This window comes from Winogradskyella maritima (assembly GCF_042650215.1).
GTDB lineage: Bacteria > Bacteroidota > Bacteroidia > Flavobacteriales > Flavobacteriaceae > Winogradskyella > Winogradskyella maritima.
Genome location: NZ_JBHSAT010000021.1, coordinates 33,717 through 53,389, shown reverse-complemented (window position 1 = coordinate 53,389; position 19,673 = coordinate 33,717). Strand labels below are relative to the sequence as shown.

18 protein-coding genes and 1 pseudogene are annotated in these 19,673 nt (G+C 40.4%); 2 read left to right on the top strand and 17 right to left on the bottom strand.

What is annotated here, in order from left to right; genetic code table 11:
* Positions 1-13 precede the first annotated feature (13 nt).
* Entirely contained in the window at positions 14-1,660 is a 1,647-nt protein-coding gene (locus tag ACFOSX_RS11760; protein WP_386101214.1) for a SulP family inorganic anion transporter, read from the top strand.
* Between the two features lie 6 nt (positions 1,661-1,666).
* On the opposite strand, the gene ACFOSX_RS11755 is transcribed toward ACFOSX_RS11760, so the two are convergent.
* The 5 genes from ACFOSX_RS11755 to ACFOSX_RS11735 form a co-directional block, all read right to left on the bottom strand.
* Entirely contained in the window at positions 1,667-2,728 is a 1,062-nt protein-coding gene (locus ACFOSX_RS11755; RefSeq protein ID WP_386101211.1) for a bestrophin family protein, read from the bottom strand.
* A gap of 128 nt (positions 2,729-2,856) precedes the next feature.
* Positions 2,857-3,099 (bottom strand): hypothetical protein, encoded by a 243-nt coding sequence (locus ACFOSX_RS11750; RefSeq protein ID WP_386101208.1) that lies wholly within the window; start codon positions 3,097-3,099, stop codon positions 2,857-2,859.
* Between the two features lie 95 nt (positions 3,100-3,194).
* Complete coding sequence (locus ACFOSX_RS11745) at positions 3,195-5,264, bottom strand: alpha-ketoacid dehydrogenase subunit alpha/beta (protein WP_386101205.1); 2,070 nt, start codon at positions 5,262-5,264, stop codon at positions 3,195-3,197.
* A complete protein-coding gene (locus ACFOSX_RS11740; RefSeq protein ID WP_386101202.1) occupies positions 5,264-6,331 on the bottom strand; it encodes a branched-chain amino acid aminotransferase in 1,068 nt (355 codons plus the stop codon). The genes ACFOSX_RS11745 and ACFOSX_RS11740 overlap by 1 nt, the downstream gene beginning before the upstream one ends.
* 162 nt (positions 6,332-6,493) lie before the next feature.
* Entirely contained in the window at positions 6,494-7,792 is a 1,299-nt protein-coding gene (locus tag ACFOSX_RS11735; protein ID WP_386101199.1) for a dihydrolipoamide acetyltransferase family protein, read from the bottom strand.
* A gap of 199 nt (positions 7,793-7,991) precedes the next feature.
* On the opposite strand from ACFOSX_RS11735, the gene ACFOSX_RS11730 reads away from it, so the two are divergent.
* A complete protein-coding gene (locus tag ACFOSX_RS11730) occupies positions 7,992-8,465 on the top strand; it encodes an Lrp/AsnC family transcriptional regulator (protein WP_386101196.1) in 474 nt (157 codons plus the stop codon).
* 41 nt (positions 8,466-8,506) lie between these two features.
* Here the strand turns inward: ACFOSX_RS11730 and ACFOSX_RS11725 are convergent, their stop codons facing one another.
* From ACFOSX_RS11725 to paaD, 12 genes and pseudogenes are all read right to left on the bottom strand, one after another.
* Positions 8,507-9,103, bottom strand: coding sequence for an acyltransferase (locus ACFOSX_RS11725; protein WP_386101193.1), 597 nt, complete (start codon positions 9,101-9,103; stop codon positions 8,507-8,509).
* Between the two features lie 78 nt (positions 9,104-9,181).
* On the bottom strand, positions 9,182-9,934 hold the full coding sequence (locus ACFOSX_RS11720) for an enoyl-CoA hydratase/isomerase family protein (protein ID WP_386101191.1): 753 nt from the start codon (positions 9,932-9,934) through the stop codon (positions 9,182-9,184).
* An 87-nt stretch (positions 9,935-10,021) separates the two neighbouring features.
* Positions 10,022-12,559: a phenylacetic acid degradation bifunctional protein PaaZ gene (gene paaZ / locus ACFOSX_RS11715; protein ID WP_386101188.1), complete on the bottom strand. Its 2,538-nt coding sequence runs from the start codon at positions 12,557-12,559 to the stop codon at positions 10,022-10,024.
* A gap of 26 nt (positions 12,560-12,585) precedes the next feature.
* Entirely contained in the window at positions 12,586-12,909 is a 324-nt protein-coding gene (locus tag ACFOSX_RS11710; protein ID WP_386101185.1) for a GIY-YIG nuclease family protein, read from the bottom strand.
* 24 nt (positions 12,910-12,933) lie between these two features.
* The gene (gene pcaF / locus ACFOSX_RS11705) at positions 12,934-14,148 is read right to left on the bottom strand and encodes a 3-oxoadipyl-CoA thiolase (protein WP_386101182.1); all 1,215 of its coding nucleotides are present in this window, start codon (positions 14,146-14,148) and stop codon (positions 12,934-12,936) included.
* A gap of 78 nt (positions 14,149-14,226) precedes the next feature.
* Positions 14,227-15,087 carry a KPN_02809 family neutral zinc metallopeptidase gene (ypfJ, locus tag ACFOSX_RS11700; protein ID WP_386101179.1) on the bottom strand — a complete coding sequence of 287 codons (861 nt, stop codon included), beginning with the start codon at positions 15,085-15,087 and terminating at the stop codon, positions 14,227-14,229.
* Between the two features lie 17 nt (positions 15,088-15,104).
* Entirely contained in the window at positions 15,105-15,515 is a 411-nt protein-coding gene (locus ACFOSX_RS11695; RefSeq protein ID WP_386101176.1) for a PaaI family thioesterase, read from the bottom strand.
* Positions 15,515-16,699, bottom strand: coding sequence for a 3-hydroxyacyl-CoA dehydrogenase NAD-binding domain-containing protein (locus tag ACFOSX_RS11690; RefSeq protein ID WP_386101173.1), 1,185 nt, complete (start codon positions 16,697-16,699; stop codon positions 15,515-15,517). Before ACFOSX_RS11690 ends, ACFOSX_RS11695 begins: the two co-directional genes overlap by 1 nt.
* Positions 16,700-16,812: 113 nt before the next feature.
* Positions 16,813-17,808 carry a threonine ammonia-lyase gene (locus ACFOSX_RS11685; protein WP_386101316.1) on the bottom strand — a complete coding sequence of 332 codons (996 nt, stop codon included), beginning with the start codon at positions 17,806-17,808 and terminating at the stop codon, positions 16,813-16,815.
* Positions 17,809-17,850: 42 nt separating this feature from the next.
* A pseudogene (locus ACFOSX_RS11680) lies at positions 17,851-18,162 on the bottom strand (endonuclease domain-containing protein); the annotation flags it as partial.
* Positions 18,163-18,228: 66 nt separating this feature from the next.
* Entirely contained in the window at positions 18,229-19,011 is a 783-nt protein-coding gene (locus tag ACFOSX_RS11675) for an enoyl-CoA hydratase-related protein (RefSeq protein ID WP_386101170.1), read from the bottom strand.
* A 109-nt stretch (positions 19,012-19,120) separates the two neighbouring features.
* Positions 19,121-19,621 (bottom strand): 1,2-phenylacetyl-CoA epoxidase subunit PaaD, encoded by a 501-nt coding sequence (gene paaD, locus ACFOSX_RS11670; RefSeq protein WP_386101167.1) that lies wholly within the window; start codon positions 19,619-19,621, stop codon positions 19,121-19,123.
* Between the last annotated feature and the right edge of the window lie 52 nt (positions 19,622-19,673).

The window sequence follows — 19,673 nt, the reverse complement described above, 5'->3', positions numbered from 1 at the left end:
AAGCCATAGACTCATGATATTAGGACAAACGACTAGAAAAAACTTTACACAGAATCCAAAAAACGACATCCTTTCAGGATTAACCGTTGCGTTGGCTTTAGTTCCTGAGGCTGTTGCCTTTGCTTTTGTTGCGGGGATTGACCCGCTGGTTGGTCTTTACGGTGCGTTTATGATGGGTATCATCACTGCGCTTTTTGGTGGTCGACCTGGAATGATTTCTGGAGCAACCGGTGCAATGGCTGTAGTCATGGTGCATTTAATTAGCAAGGGAAATGAAGTCGGTGCAACATTAGATGCTCCTATTGAAAATTTAGGCTTACAATGGTTATTTATTACGCTTTTGTTTGTTGGTGGTATCCAGATATTAGCTGGCGTTTTTAAACTGGGAAAATTCGTCCGATTGATCCCTCATCCAGTAATGATGGGCTTTGTCAATGGTTTAGCGATTGTAATTTTCTTATCTCAACTAGGTCTTTTTAAGGAAAACGTCAATGGTGAAAATGTGTACATGACAGGCACTGCACTTTGGACGATGCTAGGACTAATCGGACTAACCATGGCCATTATGTTTGGACTCCCAAAATTGACCAAGAAAATCCCAGCGGCACTAACGGCAATTATTGTTGTTGCGGCCATTACTATACTCGGAAAATTAGACGTGAGCACCGTCGGTTCTTTTATTAAAGATGGTGGTGGCGAAGGACTGCAAGGTAGCCTCCCTACATTTCAAGATCAGATCTTTGGGTTGTTTGGAACGCTCCAAGGCCATTGGGACACCATTCTTTCTACAGCGTTCATTTTAGCGGCGGTAGGTCTTATTGAATCCTTGATGACCCTCAACCTTGTAGACGAAATTACCGAAACCAGAGGTAACGGAAACCGTGAATGCATCGCCCAAGGTGGCGCAAATATTGTCAACGGTCTTTTCGGCGGTATGGGTGGGTGTGCCATGATTGGTCAATCCATCATCAACGTCGATTCTGGCGGTCGTGGTCGTTTGTCTGGCGCAGTAGCAGCAATTGCTTTACTATGTTTTGTATTATTTGGTGCGCCCTTAATTGAACAAATCCCAATTGCGGCCTTAGTCGGCGTGATGTTTATGGTAGTTATAGGGACGTTCGCCTGGTCTAGTTTCAGGATTATTAGAAAGATTCCATTATCAGACGCGATCGTTTTAATTGCCGTTTCTGCCATTACCGTTTGGAAGGATTTAGCAGTTGCAGTAATAGCTGGCGTGATTATTTCCGCTTTAGTATTCGCTTGGAAGAATGCTACTATGATTCGCGCTAGAAAACGCATTCAACTAGACGGAACTAAAACTTACGAAATTTGGGGGCCATTGTTCTTTGGCTCTATTCAGAATTTCAATTCGAAATTTGATGTAAAGAATGATCCGGATAAGGTTGAAATCGACTTTGTGGAATCTCGTGTCAGTGATCATTCTGCCCTTGAAGCTATATTTAATTTGGTGAATAAGTACGAAGAAGCTGGAAAATCCATCAAATTAAAACACCTTAGCACAGACTGCAAAATTTTACTGAGAAAAGCAAGTCCGAAGTTTGAAGAAGTCATTGTTGAAGATATCGATGACCCTCGCTATCATTTAGCGGCAAATCCTGAAAAGTTTACCAAACCACTTTCTGAGTATACACTCGATTAGGATAATTTACATCTGTACGTGTTTCTCTTCAGGAAACTGGCTCGGAATAATAGATTCATCTTCATCCAGCATTTGACGCATATCAATTTCTATACCTCTCGAAATGGTTGAGATAGGAACATCATTAGAGGTGCCCTCAAACGGATTCTCTCCTACTCTGGCCATTCGCTCCATGGTATGAAATGCCCAAGACACAACCGCACAAAAAGGCACGGCCACCCAAATAAAATACTTTCCAATAAGGAAAAAGCTATCCGTCATCGATTGACCAATATCCGCAAATTCTGGAATAAGGCCGAAGGGCAACAACAACGCAAATACACGCGTGAGGTACAAACTCAAACTGGCGTATTGTCTAGGATAGGGGAAATTCTTAATACGTTCTGATTTTCCTTGGTGTGTAAACAGTTCTTCAAGCACATTTTCAAGTTCCAAAAACGCAAATTCCCAGATTAAACCAACGTCTTTTAGTTTTCTTATATGTGCAGATTGTAAGTACAACAAAGCGGTTTGTTTGTTAGGTTTGCTCATAACGTAGTGGCGTTCTTCATCCGATAAATACAGTTTAAGATTGTCGTCTAGACTAGATACTTCTTCAGGTATATGAATCATATCTCTCCATTCCCTGTTAGTTTGCGACGTATGTTGGGTTTCCCAGGATTTTCTCGTCCGCATGGCATAGCGCAAAGCGGTCATCCAAGCCACATGGCGATAGACTAAAATTCGTTTTTCTTCTTTTATAACGGATTCACTGACTGGATTCGGCGCATGGGCATTGGAAACCATATCCTGCACTTTCATGCCCCAAGTCCTTGAGGTATTTACAATGGCGCCCCAGATCTTTCGCGCTTCCCAAATACGTCCATAAGCCGAGTTATTCTGAAACCCAATCATAAAGGCCACAGCTGTACCAATTAATGCTACAGGTGTCCATGGTACATTTAAAAAGGTAAAGCCGAATACTTTATACAAGACGGTAATTACTCCCGCATAAAAGAGGTAGAAAAAAGTTTCTTTTCTCGTCCAAAGTACCATGTCCTTGACCGAGTAGCGTTTTTTTGTAAGCATTTAGTTGGTATTTCTGATTTCTAATATACGTAAAATCAAAAGGGTTACCATATCTTAAATCTTGGGCATAAAAAAACAGCATCCTTAAGTTAAGAATGCTGTCTAAATTTTTGTGAAATTGGAAAATCTTAGTTGTCCGTTTCGGTTTTGATATTCGTCTCACCGTCTTCGGTTTTGATTTTAACTTCTTTATCCTCTGTTTCCATCTTTATTTTGGTCTCGTCACCATCTCGCTTCACTTTTACTTCAGCTCCTGCTGCTTCCATTTCTTCGATTGTTTTTTCGGTTTCCGTTTTTTCCTGATCTCTACATGAGGTTACAGAGAATGAAATAGCCAGCGCTAAAAACGATACAAATAAAACTTTTTTCATGATTGTTGATTTTTAATTATGCTCACAAAATAACAATCAAGTATGCTTGGAGTTTATCCCGTTTCCCGCATTTATTAACTCACTTCAGAAGAAAATCAGTAGCCCAACAACTCTTCAATTTTAACTTTCACCTTTTCAGCGGAAGGAATCATAGTCTGCTCCAAGGTGGAATTTAATGGAATGGCCGGCATGTTTTCACTTCCAATAGTCATCACTGGAGCATCTAAATATTTAAAACAATCTTCCTGAATTTTTCCAGCTAAAGCCCTCGCAAAACTATTGTTTGAAGGTTCTTCGGTCACCACCAAGCACTTTCCTGTTTTCTTAACAGAGTTCATGATAGTGTCTTCATCTAGCGGATACAATGTACGTAAATCGATAATTTCAATCTGGTTACGCATATCTAGTTCACCCGACGCATTATAGGCCCAATGAACGCCCATACCATAGGTCACAATTGTTAAGGTTTCCACAGCCTCTTGCTTCCAAATTTCCTGAAGTACCCAAGCTTTCCCGAAAGGTAATATATAATCTTCGCTTGGTTCTACCGAAGTGGCGCCTTGCGTCCCAGGCACCTTAGACCAGTATAACCCTTTATGCTCTAAAATCACAACCGGATTAGGGTCATGGTATGCTGCCTTCATTAAGCCTTTAAGGTCGGCTCCGTTACTTGGGTAGGCAATTTTAATACCGCGGATGTTGGTTACGATACTCTCAACAGAAGAAGAATGATATGGCCCTCCACTCCCGTAAGCTCCAATTGGTACTCTAAGTATCATACTCACTGGCCATTTACCGTTAGAGAGGTAACAACTACGACTCACTTCGGTAAATAGTTGATTCAGTCCTGGCCAGATGTAATCGGCAAATTGCACCTCAACGATAGGCTTAAGACCAACAGCTGACATACCAACAGTCGACCCAACAATAAATGCTTCCTGGATTGGTGTATTGAACACACGGTCGTCTCCAAATTTTTGAGCCAAGGTTGCTGCTTCTCTAAACACGCCACCTAATCGCCCGCCAACATCTTGTCCGTATAACAGGCACTCTTTATGCTCTCGCATTAATTCTTCAACAGCAAACAGAGCACAGTCTACCATTACCACTTTTTCTGCACCTTCGGGCGCGCGTGTGCCTTTTTCTTCGGTTATTGGGGTTGGTGCAAAGTCATGGGTAAATAAATCTTCAGGCTTAGGGTCTTCCTCTTTTAACGCGCGTTGAAAATCAGACGCAACTTTGTTTTTAACATCGTTTTCAATTTTTTCGATTTCGTTTGAAGAAATTCCAGCGTCAGCTAATTGCTGTTTCAATACGGGATATGGATCTCGACTTCTAGCTTCTTCCAAATCATCTCTATACCATTCCATCCGAACACCAGATGTATGGTGATTCAGTAAAGGCACTTTAGCGTGAACCAAAAATGGTCGACGCTCAGCTCTTATCGTTGCAATAACCTTTTCTAAAGTCTCGTAACTCTCTGTAAAGTTTGCACCATCAATTGAAACGGCCTCTAATCCATGGAATCCTTGTGCGTATTCATAAGCATTTTGGGCCCTTGTTTCTGCTTCATTGGCTGAAATATCCCAACCGTTGTCTTGTACCAAATACAAAATAGGCATTTGCTTCAGCGCAGCCATTTGAAAAGCTTCTGCGATTTCACCTTCGGTGACTGAGGCGTCGCCTAAAGAACAGACTGAAATCCCCCTAGCCCCCAGAGGGGGAACATCAAATGCGGGATTCTTTCCTTCGGAAAGTAATTCTTTGTATTTCAAGCCCATCGCAACTCCGGTTGCGGGTATGGCTTGCATACCTGTGGCCGAGGATTGATGTGGGATTTTAGGCTTATCGTCATCCTTAAGACTTGGATGCGAATAGTATGTTCTTCCGCCCGAAAACGGATCGGATTTTTTGGCTAAGAGTTGTAACATTAAGTCATAGGGCTCTAAACCAAAAGACAATAACATAGCATCATCCCTGTAGTATGGAAATGCGTAGTCTTGAGGCAGCAACTGCAATCCTAATGCCACTTGAATCGCTTCATGGCCGCGCGATGTGGCATGAACGTATTTTGAAACTTGTTTGAAATTTTCCTCGTACAGCTCCGTCATCGCTTTGGCCGTACACAATTTTGAAAATCCCTTTTTTAGTATGTCTTTGTTCATTATGCTAATTCTCGTTCTACACGCGTCATCCAATTAAACTGGTCTTCTAACTGGCCGGTTTTAATGGCATTCAATGTATCGTTGACTTCCAATCCTACCGGGGACTCGTCGGACACATGTATGGTTTCTTCTTCCAAACCTATCTCTTTAATATAAGCTATACCAACAGCTGTTCCTGTTCCAAATGCTTCTTCTAAAGTTCCGTTTTCTGAGGCTTCTTTAATTTCATCAATAGTAATTTTTCGTTCTGTAACTATATAATTCATAGCTCCAAGCATTTGAATAACGCTTGCCCTTGTAATACCATGAAGCACCGAGCCATCCAATTCTGGGGTAATAAATTCCCCATTAATTTTGAAGAAAATATTCATCGTGCCAACTTCTTGAATATACTTATGTTCTGCTGCATCTAACCACAACACCTGATCGTAGCCTTTGGCTTTTGCCAGTTCCGTAGGACGAATTGCCGCCGCGTAATTCCCCGCGGCTTTTGCTTCTCCAGTACCGCCTTCGGCCGCTCTAATGAATTGCTTCTCCGCCCATAATTTAATGCGCTTGCTAAAAAATGGACCAGCCGGAGACGCCATGATGATAAACTTATAGTGCGTTGCAGCGCGCATACCTATAAAAGGTTCATCAGCATACATAAAAGGTCTTAGATACAAAGCACTGCCTTGTTGTGGTGGAATCCAGTTTTGTTCTAACGCCACTAATTCTTTTAAACCTTCTACAAACAAATCTTCAGGAACATGAGGCATACCCATTCTATCTGCACTCTTATTTAGGCGCTTGGCGTTTTCTTCAGGACGAAATAACATTGGCGTGCTATCCATATCCTTGTAGGCTTTCATGCCTTCAAAAATTGCCTGGCCGTAGTGTAATGCCATTGATGCAGGATGTGTTGGTATAGGCGTTAATGGTTCAATTCTAGGATTTGTCCATTTGCCGTTTTCATAATCGCAGATAAACATGTGGTCCGTGAATGTGGTTCCCAATGGGATATTATTGAAGTCCAAATCTTTGACTTTAGACTCTTTTACTTTTGAAATCTGAATCGTATAACTCATAGCTTAATATTTTTTGTCATTGCGAGCATCCCGAAGTTTCGGGAGACGTGGCAATCTCATCTAAAAGATTCCCACACTTCGTTCGTAATGACTTATCATTTTACACTTCTTTAAGTTCGAATACACGCTCCTAAAGCCTCCGTAAGGGGACAATTTTTATTTTTAAATCTCCCGGTCTTTATCAAACTGCTCAAAATAGTCAGCGACGCGACGCACAAAACTGCCTCCTAAAAAACCATCTACGACGCGATGGTCAAAAGACAGCGACAAGTACATCATACTTCGGATGGCAATTTCATCACCAGTTTCTGTTTCTATAACCTCAGCACGTTTCTTGATAATTCCTAAGGCGAGGATAGCGACTTCGGGTTGATTGATGATTGGTGTGCCCATAACACTTCCAAACGTTCCAACATTAGAAATGGTGAATGTACTTCCTTTAATGTCATCACCGTCTAATTTGTTTTCTCTCGCCTTTGCGGCTAAGGCATTAACATCAGAAGCTAATGTGTTCAAATCTTTAGTATCCGCGTTTTTCACAACAGGAACAATGAGATTTCCACTAGGTAATGCGGTCGCCATTCCTATGTTAATATCTTCTTTTATGATGATGTTATTGCCGTCAACAGAGGCATTGATATTTGGAAAATCCTTAACGGCTTTTGCCACGGCTTCGACAAATAAGGGTGTAAACGTTAAGCGCTCACCATATTTTTCCTGAAACGCTTTTTTATTGGCGTTTCTCCAGTTCACCATATTGGTCATATCGGCTTCAACATAAGCAGTAACGTGTGGCGAGGTATGCTTGGAATAGACCATATGGTCTGCAATCATTTGACGCATACGGTCCATCTCCACGATTTTCCCCTTGCCTTTATCAAACGTTAATTGTGGAATTCTATAGGCTGTTGGGTCTTGCTGAACGGGTTGCGCGAATTTGTAAGGTCGACCATCTTCTATATATTGAAAAAGGTCACTTTTGCGCAATCGACCTTCGTTTCCGGTAGCTGGAATTCGAGCTAATTCTTCAAAACTGATGTGGTGTTTTTTAGCTATTTCGACGACCAATGGTGAAAAGAATAAAGCCCCATCTGACTTCCCCAAGGGGGAAGAAACACTGGGCACTGTAAAAGTTCCTGTAGGCTTCTTGATTTGTGGCTTCCTTTTTGACGCTTCTCTTTTAGCGAATTCTTTTGAAGCTGAAGATTGATTTGATGCGCCCCCTGTTGTCTTATCAGAAATCTTTTCTTCTGAAACCTCTAAAATGGCCAAAACTTCTCCAACAGGTACGACATCCTTAGCTTGAAAAAACGTCTTTACCAATTTTCCCGATGCTGGAGCTGGTACTTCATTATCTACCTTGTCGGTAGCTACTTCCAAAATAATATCACCTTCATCAAACGAATCACCTTCATTCACCAACCAATTGATGATGGTGCCTTCGGTGATACTCTCTCCCATTTTGGGCATTTTTAATTCAAACTGGTTCAATTTCAAATCATTTAATCGACAAATACAAAAATAAACTATAAGTCCACTTTTTATTGTTAAAGCCTTCTTATTAATTATAATTAAGAATATTATTCTTTAAAATATTTATTATAAAGTTTTTTATACTTTTGAAGAGGAAGAAATTCTTTTAATAGCAACTAATTTTCTGATGGCCGTACAATTAGATCAAATCGACACTAAAATTCTCAGTATTCTTCAAACCGATAGTAGCAGGACTACAAAGAGCATTGCCGAGGAACTTGGCATGACGACTTCGCCTGTTTTTGAGCGTATAAAGAAGCTGGAAAAGGAAGGCTATATCAAAAAATATGTCGCCATTCTAGATAACAAAAAGATAGGACTAAAACTGACGGTGTTCATTGGCATCACACTTCAAGGGCATACCAGAAGTTACCTTGAAAAATTTGTGAAGGAAATCAATAATTTCCCTGAAATTGTTGAGTGTCATCGTGTGAGTGGCAACTTTGACTATCTACTAAAGCTGGTTGTAGAAGATATTGAAGCCTACGAGACGTTTATTATTTCAAAATTGACACTGCTTCCGTACTTAGGGAATGTTCAGAGTTTGATAACGCTTTCAACAGGAAAACAGACGAATGAGTTGGATTTGAGTAGGATATAGGTTGGCTGCTGGCTGTTGGCTGTTGGCTGTTGGCTATAACCTTAATTTTTAAAAGTTTCTCTTAATGTTTTATAGGCTTCTTCTTGCGTTGGTAAATCTTCCGGCACCTCTCGAAGTGGCTCTACTTCTTTAAGTGTTTTATGGCAATCTGCTGGGAGTTGTTGATAGAGTTCCGTGCCTTTAGTTTTCCAAGCGATCATTTCATCAGATACTTGTTTTATGATTTTAGCAGGATTACCGACGACCAAGCTTCGCTTTGGAATGATGGTTTCGGCTTTTACAAATGCCATTGCGCCAACGATACATTCATCACCTATTTCAGCATCGTCCATGATGACTGTATTCATTCCAATCAGACAGTTACGTCCCAAATTAGCACCATGAATTATGGCACCATGCCCCACATGAGCACTTTCTTTTAGGGTAATGGACTTTCCCGGAAACATGTGAACCGTACAATTTTCTTGTACGTTGACACCATCTTCCAAAATGATCTGCCCCCAATCTCCCCGTATTGCGGCGCCGGGCCCAATGTAACAGTTTCTTCCAATAATGACATTGCCGGTTACGGCTGCCAATGGATGGACGAAACTACTTTCGTGAACGACTGGTATAAAGCCTTGGAATTCGTATATCATATTTTCATTGTCGTTGCGAGGACGAAGGACGTGGCAATCTTATGAAGAGATTCCCACGCTGCGCTCGGAATGACATATTTATTTATAAGTCTTCAACTTCTCCTTAGTAAACTCACTCAAAACCAATCGACCACTCGTCTGCGCACGTTCTGCTAAAAGCTCATCCCAATCGTCTGTCCCTTTCCAGAATATTTTCTTCATTTCGAGCATTGCTTCGACGTTGTACGTACATAAATGTTCGGCTGTAGATTTAACAGCATCATCTAACTCTTCTGTAGTTTCAAACACCTTAGTATATAAGCCTTTTTGTTTTGCCCAATCAGCTGGATAAAATGAATTGGCATCAATAGCAATTTGAGACATCGCACTCAAACCCATTTTTCGTTCTATAACTGGTCCTACAACAAAAGGTCCAATACCAATATTAAGTTCACTCAACTTTATAGCTGCAAACTTTGTAGCCATGCAGTAATCTGTTGAAGCTGCTAAACCAACGCCACCGCCAACAGTTTTTCCTTGAATACGACCAATGATGAATTTAGGACACTTTCGCATAGCGTTAATCACATTGGCAAAGCCAGAAAAAAAGACTTTCCCAGTCGCAGCATCATTGATATTTATCAGTTCGGTAAAACTTGCTCCTGCGCAAAATGTACGTTCACCACCACTTTTTAAAACGATGACTTTAATAGCCTCGTTGGTTCCTGCTTTGGTAATGGTGTTCGCTAGTTTTGCCAACAAATCTCCTGGCAATGAATTGTGAGCTGGATGGAAAAATTCTATGTAGCCAACTTCGTTTTCTATGGTTTGTTTTACGTATGGGTCTGACATTTATTATTTATTTACTTTTCTGCGCAAGCAGGAAATTTTTAATTATTTATCATATCTGAGATTCCTGCTTTCGCAGGAATGACATATTTATATTAGTCCGAATTGCTCAAAATGGTGATTCAAATGTTTTCTTTCCAACAAATACCATTCATATCGGTTCAATTCCCCAAATACCATGTTTTGTAATGTAGCATCAGGGTGTTCTTTAAAATAGTCTAGATATTTTGCGCGTTGTTCTTTGAATTTAAAAATTGCCGTAGCTAAATCTTCGTGTTTCAACTTATCCAACGTATCCTTTTCTAATAGCGGAAACTGAGAGTTCCTTGGGAATTTATTATAATTCCAAAGGCTATTTTTTACTTTTTCCAAAATCTTTTCAGGGGTTGAAATTTCAAAATCCTGAATCTCACCCGATGCAATTTTATAAGTGTATTCCAGATGTTCAATCATGTGTTGCGGTGTCATGATGCCCCATTTGGGTTTCATATCTTCAGAAAGCTTGGACAAAAGTTCATCGATTTTTTCATCAGTCATCTCCACAAACGTTTCCTGCTTTTTCTCAACCATCGTTAAAATGGTCGCCACTGCAACTAGAGGTGAATCTTTCTCGGTTTTTTGGTTTTCTGGACGGTTTTCAAAATTGGCATCAAAAACCTCAACATGCCATTTAACAATACCGCTTGGATGCTCTGCCGATGCCACATCTCTATCCACTTTCTCCTTGCACGTCAATCTCACATAAATGGTATCGTTATGGTACAACGGCCGTAAAAATCGGATACTATCCAATCCGTAATTGGCCGCAACAGGCCCTTTATTTGGATACACAAACAATCCCGCTGCCGCTGAAATGATAAAATAGCCGTGGGCGGTTCGTTTTTCAAAAATACTACCATCTAAGGATGTAATGTCTGTATGGGCATAAAAGTGATCCCAGGTAAGATTGGCGAAATTCTGTATGTCGGTATCTGTAATCGTGCGATTATGCGTCTTAAGAGACATGCCTGGTTGAATGTCTTCCCAATGGTATTTAAATGGATGATTTTCGGCTTCGGTATATTTTGCGTTTTGCTGATAAATACCCGTAATCGCTGTAATTGTTGTTGGCGAACCTTGAATCGCAGTGCGTTGTAAATAGTGTTTTATGCCACGCATGCCGCCCATTTCTTCACCACCTCCTGCACGTCCAGGACCACCGTGAACCAAATACGGCAACGGAGAACCATGTCCCGTACTTTGCTTAGCGCTTTCTCTATTTAAGACTAAAATGCGACCGTGATGACTAGCTGCGTTTATCACATAATCTTTAGCGATATTATCATCATTTGTTGCTATAGAAGACACCAAAGACCCTTTACCCATTTGCGCCAAGGTAATGGCTTCATCTAGATTTTTATAAGCCATAATAGTACTTACAGGACCAAAAGCCTCACGCTCATGAATAACTGCATTTTGAAACGGATGGTCTGCTCTCAATACAATTGGACTAATAAACGCACCTTTTTCAGGATCGGCTCCAATGGTTTCAATTTTGTCTAAATCTCCATAAACAATCTGTGCTTCTTTGGCCAAGTCTTTTACCGAATCTCTCACAGCTTCTACTTGTTGTTTACTAACAAGTGACCCCATACGCACTTCTTTCAGTCGCGGATCACCGATAGTCATTTTATCCAAAGCTTTTCCTAATTGAATTTGGACATCTTCGACCAAGTTTTCAGGGACAATGATTCGACGGATTGCCGTACATTTTTGTCCAGCTTTCACCGTCATCTCCTTTCGGACTTCTTTGATAAACAAGTCGAATTCTGGCGTTCCCGGCACAGCATCTTCACCTAAAATAGAAGCGTTTAAAGAATCAGCCTCCATGGTAAAAGGCACGGATTCTTGAATTAGTCTAGGATGTGCTTTTAATAATCGTCCGGTTTGCGCTGAGCCAGTAAAGGTCACCACATCTTGGGATTCCACAGTATCTAAAATCGTTTTTACAGTACCGTTTATGATTTGAAGAGCCCCTTCTGGTAAAATACCTGAATGGATAATACTTCTAGCCACAGCTTCCGCTAGATAGGATGACGATGGCGCTGGTAAAACAACAGCCGGAACACCTGCCATCCAATTCACTGCACATTTTTCTAACATGCCCCAAACCGGAAAATTAAAAGCATTGATATGAACCGCTACACCTTTTTTCGGCACCATGATATGATGTGCCATAAAACGCCCTCCACGTGACAAATCGATGGCATCACCTTCAACATGGTAAGGTTGGTTTGGAAATAACTTACGTAGCGATGCGTTGGCAAATAAGTTTCCGAAGCCTCCTTCAATATCTATCCAACTATCGACTCTGGTTGCGCCTGTTCTATAACTTAAATCGTAAAAATCTTCTTTTCTCTTAGTGAGATATAATGCCAATTTTTTGAGCATGTTCCCGCGCTCTTGAAAGGTCATTTTTCGAAGTTGTTCACCACCTTTAGTTCTTCCATATTGAAGAATTTCAGGAATATCCAATCCTTCTATGGCAACGCTAGTAAAGACTTCACCTGTCACAGCGTCTAAGATTGGTGTGCCTTCTTCTTTACCAGTTGTCCATTCTCCTTGGACGTAGTGTTGAATTTTGTTCATAATTAATGCCTGCGCAGGCAGGTATCTTATTGTTTACTATTACTTAATCTCCTCGCATCTAAATTCCAATTGATACTCAAATCAGACCAACTTGGATTCATTTCTTCTATCAATCTAATTTTCCACTCTCGCTTCCATTTTTTAAATTGTCTTTCTCTTTTTGAAGCTTCCTTTCCGCTTTCAAACTCTTCAAAATAAACAAGAGTTTCGCAATTATATTTCGCGGTAAATGACTTTGGATAAACCTTCATTTTATGCTCTTTTACTCTTTCATCAATGTTATCTGTTGCGCCAATATAAATTACTCCATTAGGTTTATTTGCCATTATATAGACGTACCAATAGTTCATAATTATTTATTATGAGATTCCTGCCTACGCAGGAATTCTTTCTATTATCGCCGCATACCCTTGACCCACACCTACACACATAGTAATAAGTGCATAACGTTTCTTCTGTTCTTGTAATTCTAAAGCTGCGGAATATGCAATTCGTACTCCAGTAACGCCCAATGGATGACCAATAGCAATTGAACCACCGTTTGGATTTAACCTAGGATCGTCGTCAGCTAGACCCCACTCTCTTGTGCATGCCAAGGCTTGTGCCGCAAACGCTTCATTCAATTCGATGACATCCATATCGTCCATTGTTAACCCAGCTTTTTCAAGTGCTTTATTAGAGGCTTGAACAGGACCAATACCCATTATCCTTGGCTCTACGCCAACTACGGCTGAGCTTACGATTCTAGCCAAAGGTTTCAGATTATATTTTTTGACAGCATCTTCTGAAGCTATAATGGTTGTCGCCGCGCCATCATTTAATCCTGATGCATTTCCGGCTGTAACACTACCTCCTTCTTTTTTGAATGCTGGTCTTAATTTAGCCAAGACGTCTAAGGATGTATTAGGCTTTACAAATTCATCTTTTGAAAATTGTATAGTGTCTTTTTTACGTTGTGGAATTGTAACAGTTACAATTTCTTTGGCAAGTCTTCCATTTTCTTGCGCTTTTGAGGCTTTCATTTGACTCCAGTATGCGAATTTATCTTGATCTTCCCGAGAAATATGATACTTGGCTACTAAATTTTCGGCAGTTACACCCATACCGTCTGTGCCGTACATCTCGTGCATTTTTGGGTTAACAAATCTCCATCCGAATGTAGAATCATATAGTTGAGAATCTCCTCCGTAAGCTGAAGACGGTTTTGACATCACGTAAGGCCCGCGTGTCATGTTCTCCACACCACCTGAAATAAACACATCGCCATCTCCTGCTTTTATAGCACGATTGGCATGAATGATTGCCGATAATCCTGAGCTACACAAACGGTTTACAGTTTCGCCAGGGACTGTAAATGGTAATCCAGCTAACAACGAAGACATACGTGCAACATTTCTATTGTCTTCACCTGCTTGATTGGCGCAACCCATAATCACATCGTCGTAAGCTTCTTTTGGAATACTTGGATTTCGTTTTACGATTTCTTTGATGACGATGGCTCCTAAATCATCTGTTCTGACGGCAGATAAAGTGCCTTTATAGTTTCCTATTGGTGTGCGGATTCCGTCTATGATGTATGCTTCTTTCATGTTACTGCCCACGAAAGTGGGTATCTGTTTTATTTTACTTTATTCTTTATTGTGGATTCCTGCCTTCGCAGGAAGTAGTTAGTTCAACAAAGCAGAAAACGTATCGCCCTGACGCATGTCGCCCGTTCTATAACCTTTCATAAACCATTGCATACGTTGCTCTGAGCTACCATGCGTAAAACTGTCTGAGTTTACCCTACCACGTGTTCTTTTTTGAATGGCATCATCACCGACAGCATTGGCGGCGCTGAGTGCTTCTTCAATATCGCCCTCTTCTAGATACTTTCTATTATGATGTGCCCATACCCCAGCGTAGAAATCCGCCTGTAGTTCTTGAGCCACAGATAAACGATTAGCCTCGGTTTTGCTGGCACGACTTTGTAATTGTCGTACTTTACTAGATGTACCGAGAATAGTTTGTATATGATGCCCAACTTCATGTGCCGTGACATAAGCGATTGCAAAGTCGCCACCTTTGGCGCCAAAGCGGGTTTTTAATTCGTTAAAAAATCGAAGATCCATGTAAATCTTTTGGTCGCCCGGACAATAAAACGGTCCTGAAGCTGTAGTAGCGTTTCCACAACGTGTAGACACGGCATCAGTAAAGAGGACCATATTGGGTTCTTTATAATCGCCTAGATTGTTTTCTCGGAATAATCTGTTCCAGATATCTTCGGTATCAGCCAAAACTGTACCCATAAAATCACCCATGGCTTTTTCTTGTTGGGTCAATTCCCGTTGTTCGACTTGCTGTGTGTTTTGCGCTCCGCCGACTTGTTCTAAAATGGGTGCTAATTGTTGACCAGTCTCACCACCAAATAGTTGAAGTAAAATTACGACTACAGCTATAGCACCACCGCCCGCTGCTACTTTTCCGCCACGGCTCATCCCGCGTCGGTCTTCGAGATTCCCACTTTTACGTCTACCTTGCCATTTCATGATATAATTAATTTTGGTTAGTTATTTTTCCATTGCTTTTGTGTTCTATACACAACGCCTTTAAACAAAGCTACTAATTCTTCGCCTCGTTTTACCTCTACAATATTAAAACCTAGTTTGTTATTAACTTTTTCGATAACGGATTCCGCTGTGATGTAATCACCTTCTTCCAACGCCTCAATATGGTTTATACTCGTTTCAATCGATACGGCATAGCGTCCATGAGAATTCGCAGCAAAGCCAAATGCTGTATCTGCCAATGCATAGCTTATGCCTCCGTGGGCTTTGTTCATACTGTTAAGCATGTCTTTCCGAATCGTCAACCCTACTTTACAACGTCCGATTGCATTCTGTAAAATCTCGATACCGAGCCAAGAACTATAGGCATCTTGGCTTAACATTTTATGTGGGATTTCTTCGCCCTTCATTAAAAGAATGTTTTATTGTCTCGCTTCATACGCCTCAATAACGGACTGCAACGGTAACGATCTTCATGATATTCGTTGTACAATTTATCGAGAGTATTAACGCAATTATCAATGCCTATTTCGTCTGCCCATGCCAACAAACCTTTTGGATAGTTGACGCCTTTGGTCATGGCATTATCAATATCTTCGGCCGAAGCAATGTTTAGGAATAATGCGTCGGCCGCTTCGTTAATTAGCATGATTAATATTCGGTCAAAAATTTGTTCTGCGTGCGACCTCTCGACTGCGCTCGAGGTGACATCTAACATATCTATTGGCCTTCTATTTTTATCATAATTGTAGAACCCTTTCCCTGATTTACGGCCTAAATACCCGGCTTCTGCATATCGTTTTTGGGTGAATGCTGGTTTGTATCGTGGGTCGAAATAGAATGCTGTAAATACTGACTCTGTAACGGTGTAGTTGACATCGTTTCCTATAAAATCCATCAACTCAAAAGGCCCCATTCTAAAGCCACCTATGTTTTTCATGCTCCAGTCGATTGTGGCAAAATCTGCGATTCCTTCTTCATAAATACGAAGGGCCTCACCATAAAAGGGACGCGCTACTCGGTTAACAATAAAACCAGGGGTGTCTTTGGCTACGGCAACAATTTTCTTCCAATCTGAAATGATCTCGACTGATTTTTGAAGAACAGCTTCAGAGGTTTGGACCGCAGGAATTACCTCAACTAATTTCATTAACGGTGCAGGATTAAAAAAATGAATCCCAATACAACGTTCAGGTTTTTTAAGGGATGAGGCAATAGATGCAATAGAAAGACTCGATGTATTTGAAGCGATTATACAATCATCGCACACGTAACTTTCCAATTCGGAAAACACCTGTTTCTTTATGTCTATGTTTTCAACAATTGCTTCAATGGTAAGGTCCGCACCCGCCATATCTTTTAAGCGATTGACATAGGAAATATTGGATTGAATTCTTTCTTTTTCCTGCTGGTCAATCCGTCCTTTTTCAATTAATCGTGATAATACTTTCTCTAATGATGCTTCCGCCTTGCTCAATGCCCCTTGGCTGGTATCGAACAAATTGACGTCACAACCAGCGGTTGCAGCAACTTGTGCTATACCTGCACCCATAGTTCCTGCGCCTATAATTCCTACGTTTAATCTTTTTCCCATCTTCTGTCTTCCCAAAGGAAAGAAACTGTTTAGTTAGTTAATCATAATTTGTATCAGCTATGATTTGAGCTAATTATATTCTATCCCTTCGACTGCGCTCAGGGTGACATTATCTAAAAAGGCAAATTTTCAACATCGATATTTCCACCCGACAAGATAATCCCTGTTTTTTTGTTTTTAAAGTCTTCTTTGTTTTTAAGCACAGCCGCAAACGGAACTGCACAAGAAGGTTCAATAATTATTTTCATGCGTTCCCAAATGATACGCATGGCATTTATGATTTCGTGTTCTTCAACGCGAATGATTTTTTCGACATGTTTTTGAATGATTGGGAAATTTCGATCTCCCAAATGTGTTCTAAGTCCATCTGCTACGGTATGAAAGCTTTCATTGGTTTCTATTTTACCCGAAATCAAAGATCGGTAAGCATCATCGGCTTCCATCGGTTCGCCTCCAATTACCTTGCAGTTATCCGAAAAATAATGAGATGCGAGAGCCGTACCTGCAATGAGGCCTCCTCCACCAACAGGTGTTAAGATAATATCTAAATCTGGATGCTCTTCCAATAATTCCATAGCCGCAGTACTGTTGCCATAAATGACCTCATCTTGATTGGAAGGATGTAAAAACGATGCTCCTTTTTCTTCTTTAATCCGTTTCGCTGTCGCTTCTCTAGCCTGGGGTGTCGATTCACATTCAATGATATCACCACCGTAAGTTTTCACACCTTCTTTTTTGACTTTCGGTGCATTCTCGGGCATAACGATATAGGCTTTTACACCCAATTTCTTAGCTGCCAATGACACTGCCTGGGCAAAATTACCTGAAGAATGTGTGACTACACCTCGTTCACGTTCTTCTTCACTAAGTGATAAAATGGCATTAGCCGCGCCTCTCATTTTAAATGCACCCATTTTTTGAAAGTTCTCACATTTGAAAACGATGTTGGTACCTACCATTTCGTTTATAAGAGATGAACTTAATACTGGGGTTCTATGAATAAAAGGTTTTATTCGGTTGTGGGCTTCTATAAGTACATTTTTTGAAACTTTGGCAAATACAGCAATATGTGGATTGTCCCCTTGAGGGGACTTTAGGGGTGTTATCATAGATTTTACTTTGTCTTCAAGCGTTAATGACACACTAAACAAATTATTTTTAATTTCTGAATCAGAAAATCGAATAAATTCAACACCATATGCTTCAAGCTTATCTTGCCGGCTTACATCTTCAAAATATCTGTAATCATGAGAATTCCCATCTATTTCGATAGCCAGCATTAACTCATGGCAATAAAAATCGACTATATAATTCAGCATTGGCACCTGTCGGTGAAACTGAACTCCCAATGCTTTATTTTTAATATTCTTCCATAATAACACTTCTGCTAATGTGCTGTTTTTTCTCAGCTCTCTTGCAAAATCTTTTAGTTTTGGATTGTATGGAATTATTTTGTTTCTCACACTTCGCTTGACACCCCTAAAGTCCCCTCAAGGGGACAATCTTTGAATTTAGACTTTTAGTTATTTTTATTTTCCTTTAAAAATTGGCTTACGCTTTTCAATAAACGCCGCAACCCCCTCTGCATAGTCATCTGTGCTAGCAGCATCAATCTGCAATTTGGATTCTAGAGCCAATTGGTCTTCTAAAGTATTGGTCATGGACGAATTGAATAACTCTTTTATATACCCCAAAGCTTTTGTGGGCATATTGGCTAATTTTAGCGCCAATTGATTGATAGTTTCTTCAAATTCATCCAAATTAACCACTTTATAGATCATTCCCATTTTCTCAGCTTCCCCAGCTGAAATCTTGTCCCCTAACATTGCCAATGCTTGTGCTTTTTGAAACCCAATGAGACGTGGCAGAAAAAAAGTGCCCCCACTATCGGGCACTAAACCAATTAAACTAAAAGCCTGAATAAAACTCACCTTATTATGAGCCACAACAATATCACATGCCAAGGCTATGTTGGCTCCAGCTCCTGCCGCAACACCATTTATGGCGCCAATGATTGGCTTCTTAATAGATCTTAGTCTTGTAATGATGGGATTGTAGTGTTCTTCGAGAATTTTTTTGAATCCTGGATTTAATTCTGGATTAGTCACTTCTTTTAAATCCTGACCTGCACAGAATGCCTTTCCATTGCCAGTTAAGACGATAGCTCTGACCTCAGGATTTGTCTCGCAATCATCCAAGACTTTTTGAAGACGCAAAGCCATTTCGCGATTAAAACTATTAAACACCTCTCGTCGGTTTAGGGTGATAGTAGCAATTTTATTTTTTATTTCTAAAAGGATTGATTGATTCATGGTTAAATATTGTTTCTAAAACACCCCTAAAGTCCCCTCAAGGGGACAATCCAAGAATTAACATTATGCGTAAAATACGATGGTAGGCATTTCTTTTTAAATTTAGTTGTCATTTCAAACATTTAAAATAGTCAAACGGTTCTTGGCAATCGTCACATTGAAATTGCGCTTTGCAGGCTGTTGAACCAAATTGACTTACCATTTTAGTGTTTTGGGAACCGCAATTGGTGCATTTTACAATTCGCTTTCCATTCAATAAAACATCCTTATCTGCTTCAGCATCCAAAGGCGCTGCTATACCATAATCTTCCAAAGCTTTTCTGCCTCTTGGCGTTATCCAATCGGTAGTCCATGCTGGATGCAAAATCAAGTCTATTTCTGATTCATATCCAGCGTCTTTTAGTGCTTTGTTAATATCATCACCGATGACATCCATAGCAGGACAACCGCTGTAGGTTGGGGTAATCTCTACCTTGACAATACCATCGATAATTACTGCAGAACGAACCACACCCATGTCCATTATTGAAAGTACAGGGATTTCTGGGTCGGAGACTTGTGAAAGAATTCCCTCCAGTTTTTTGTCGATATTCTGTTCTGTTGTTATCATAACTTAAAGATGCGATGCTGAAACAAGTTCAGCACAACACATCAAAGATTCA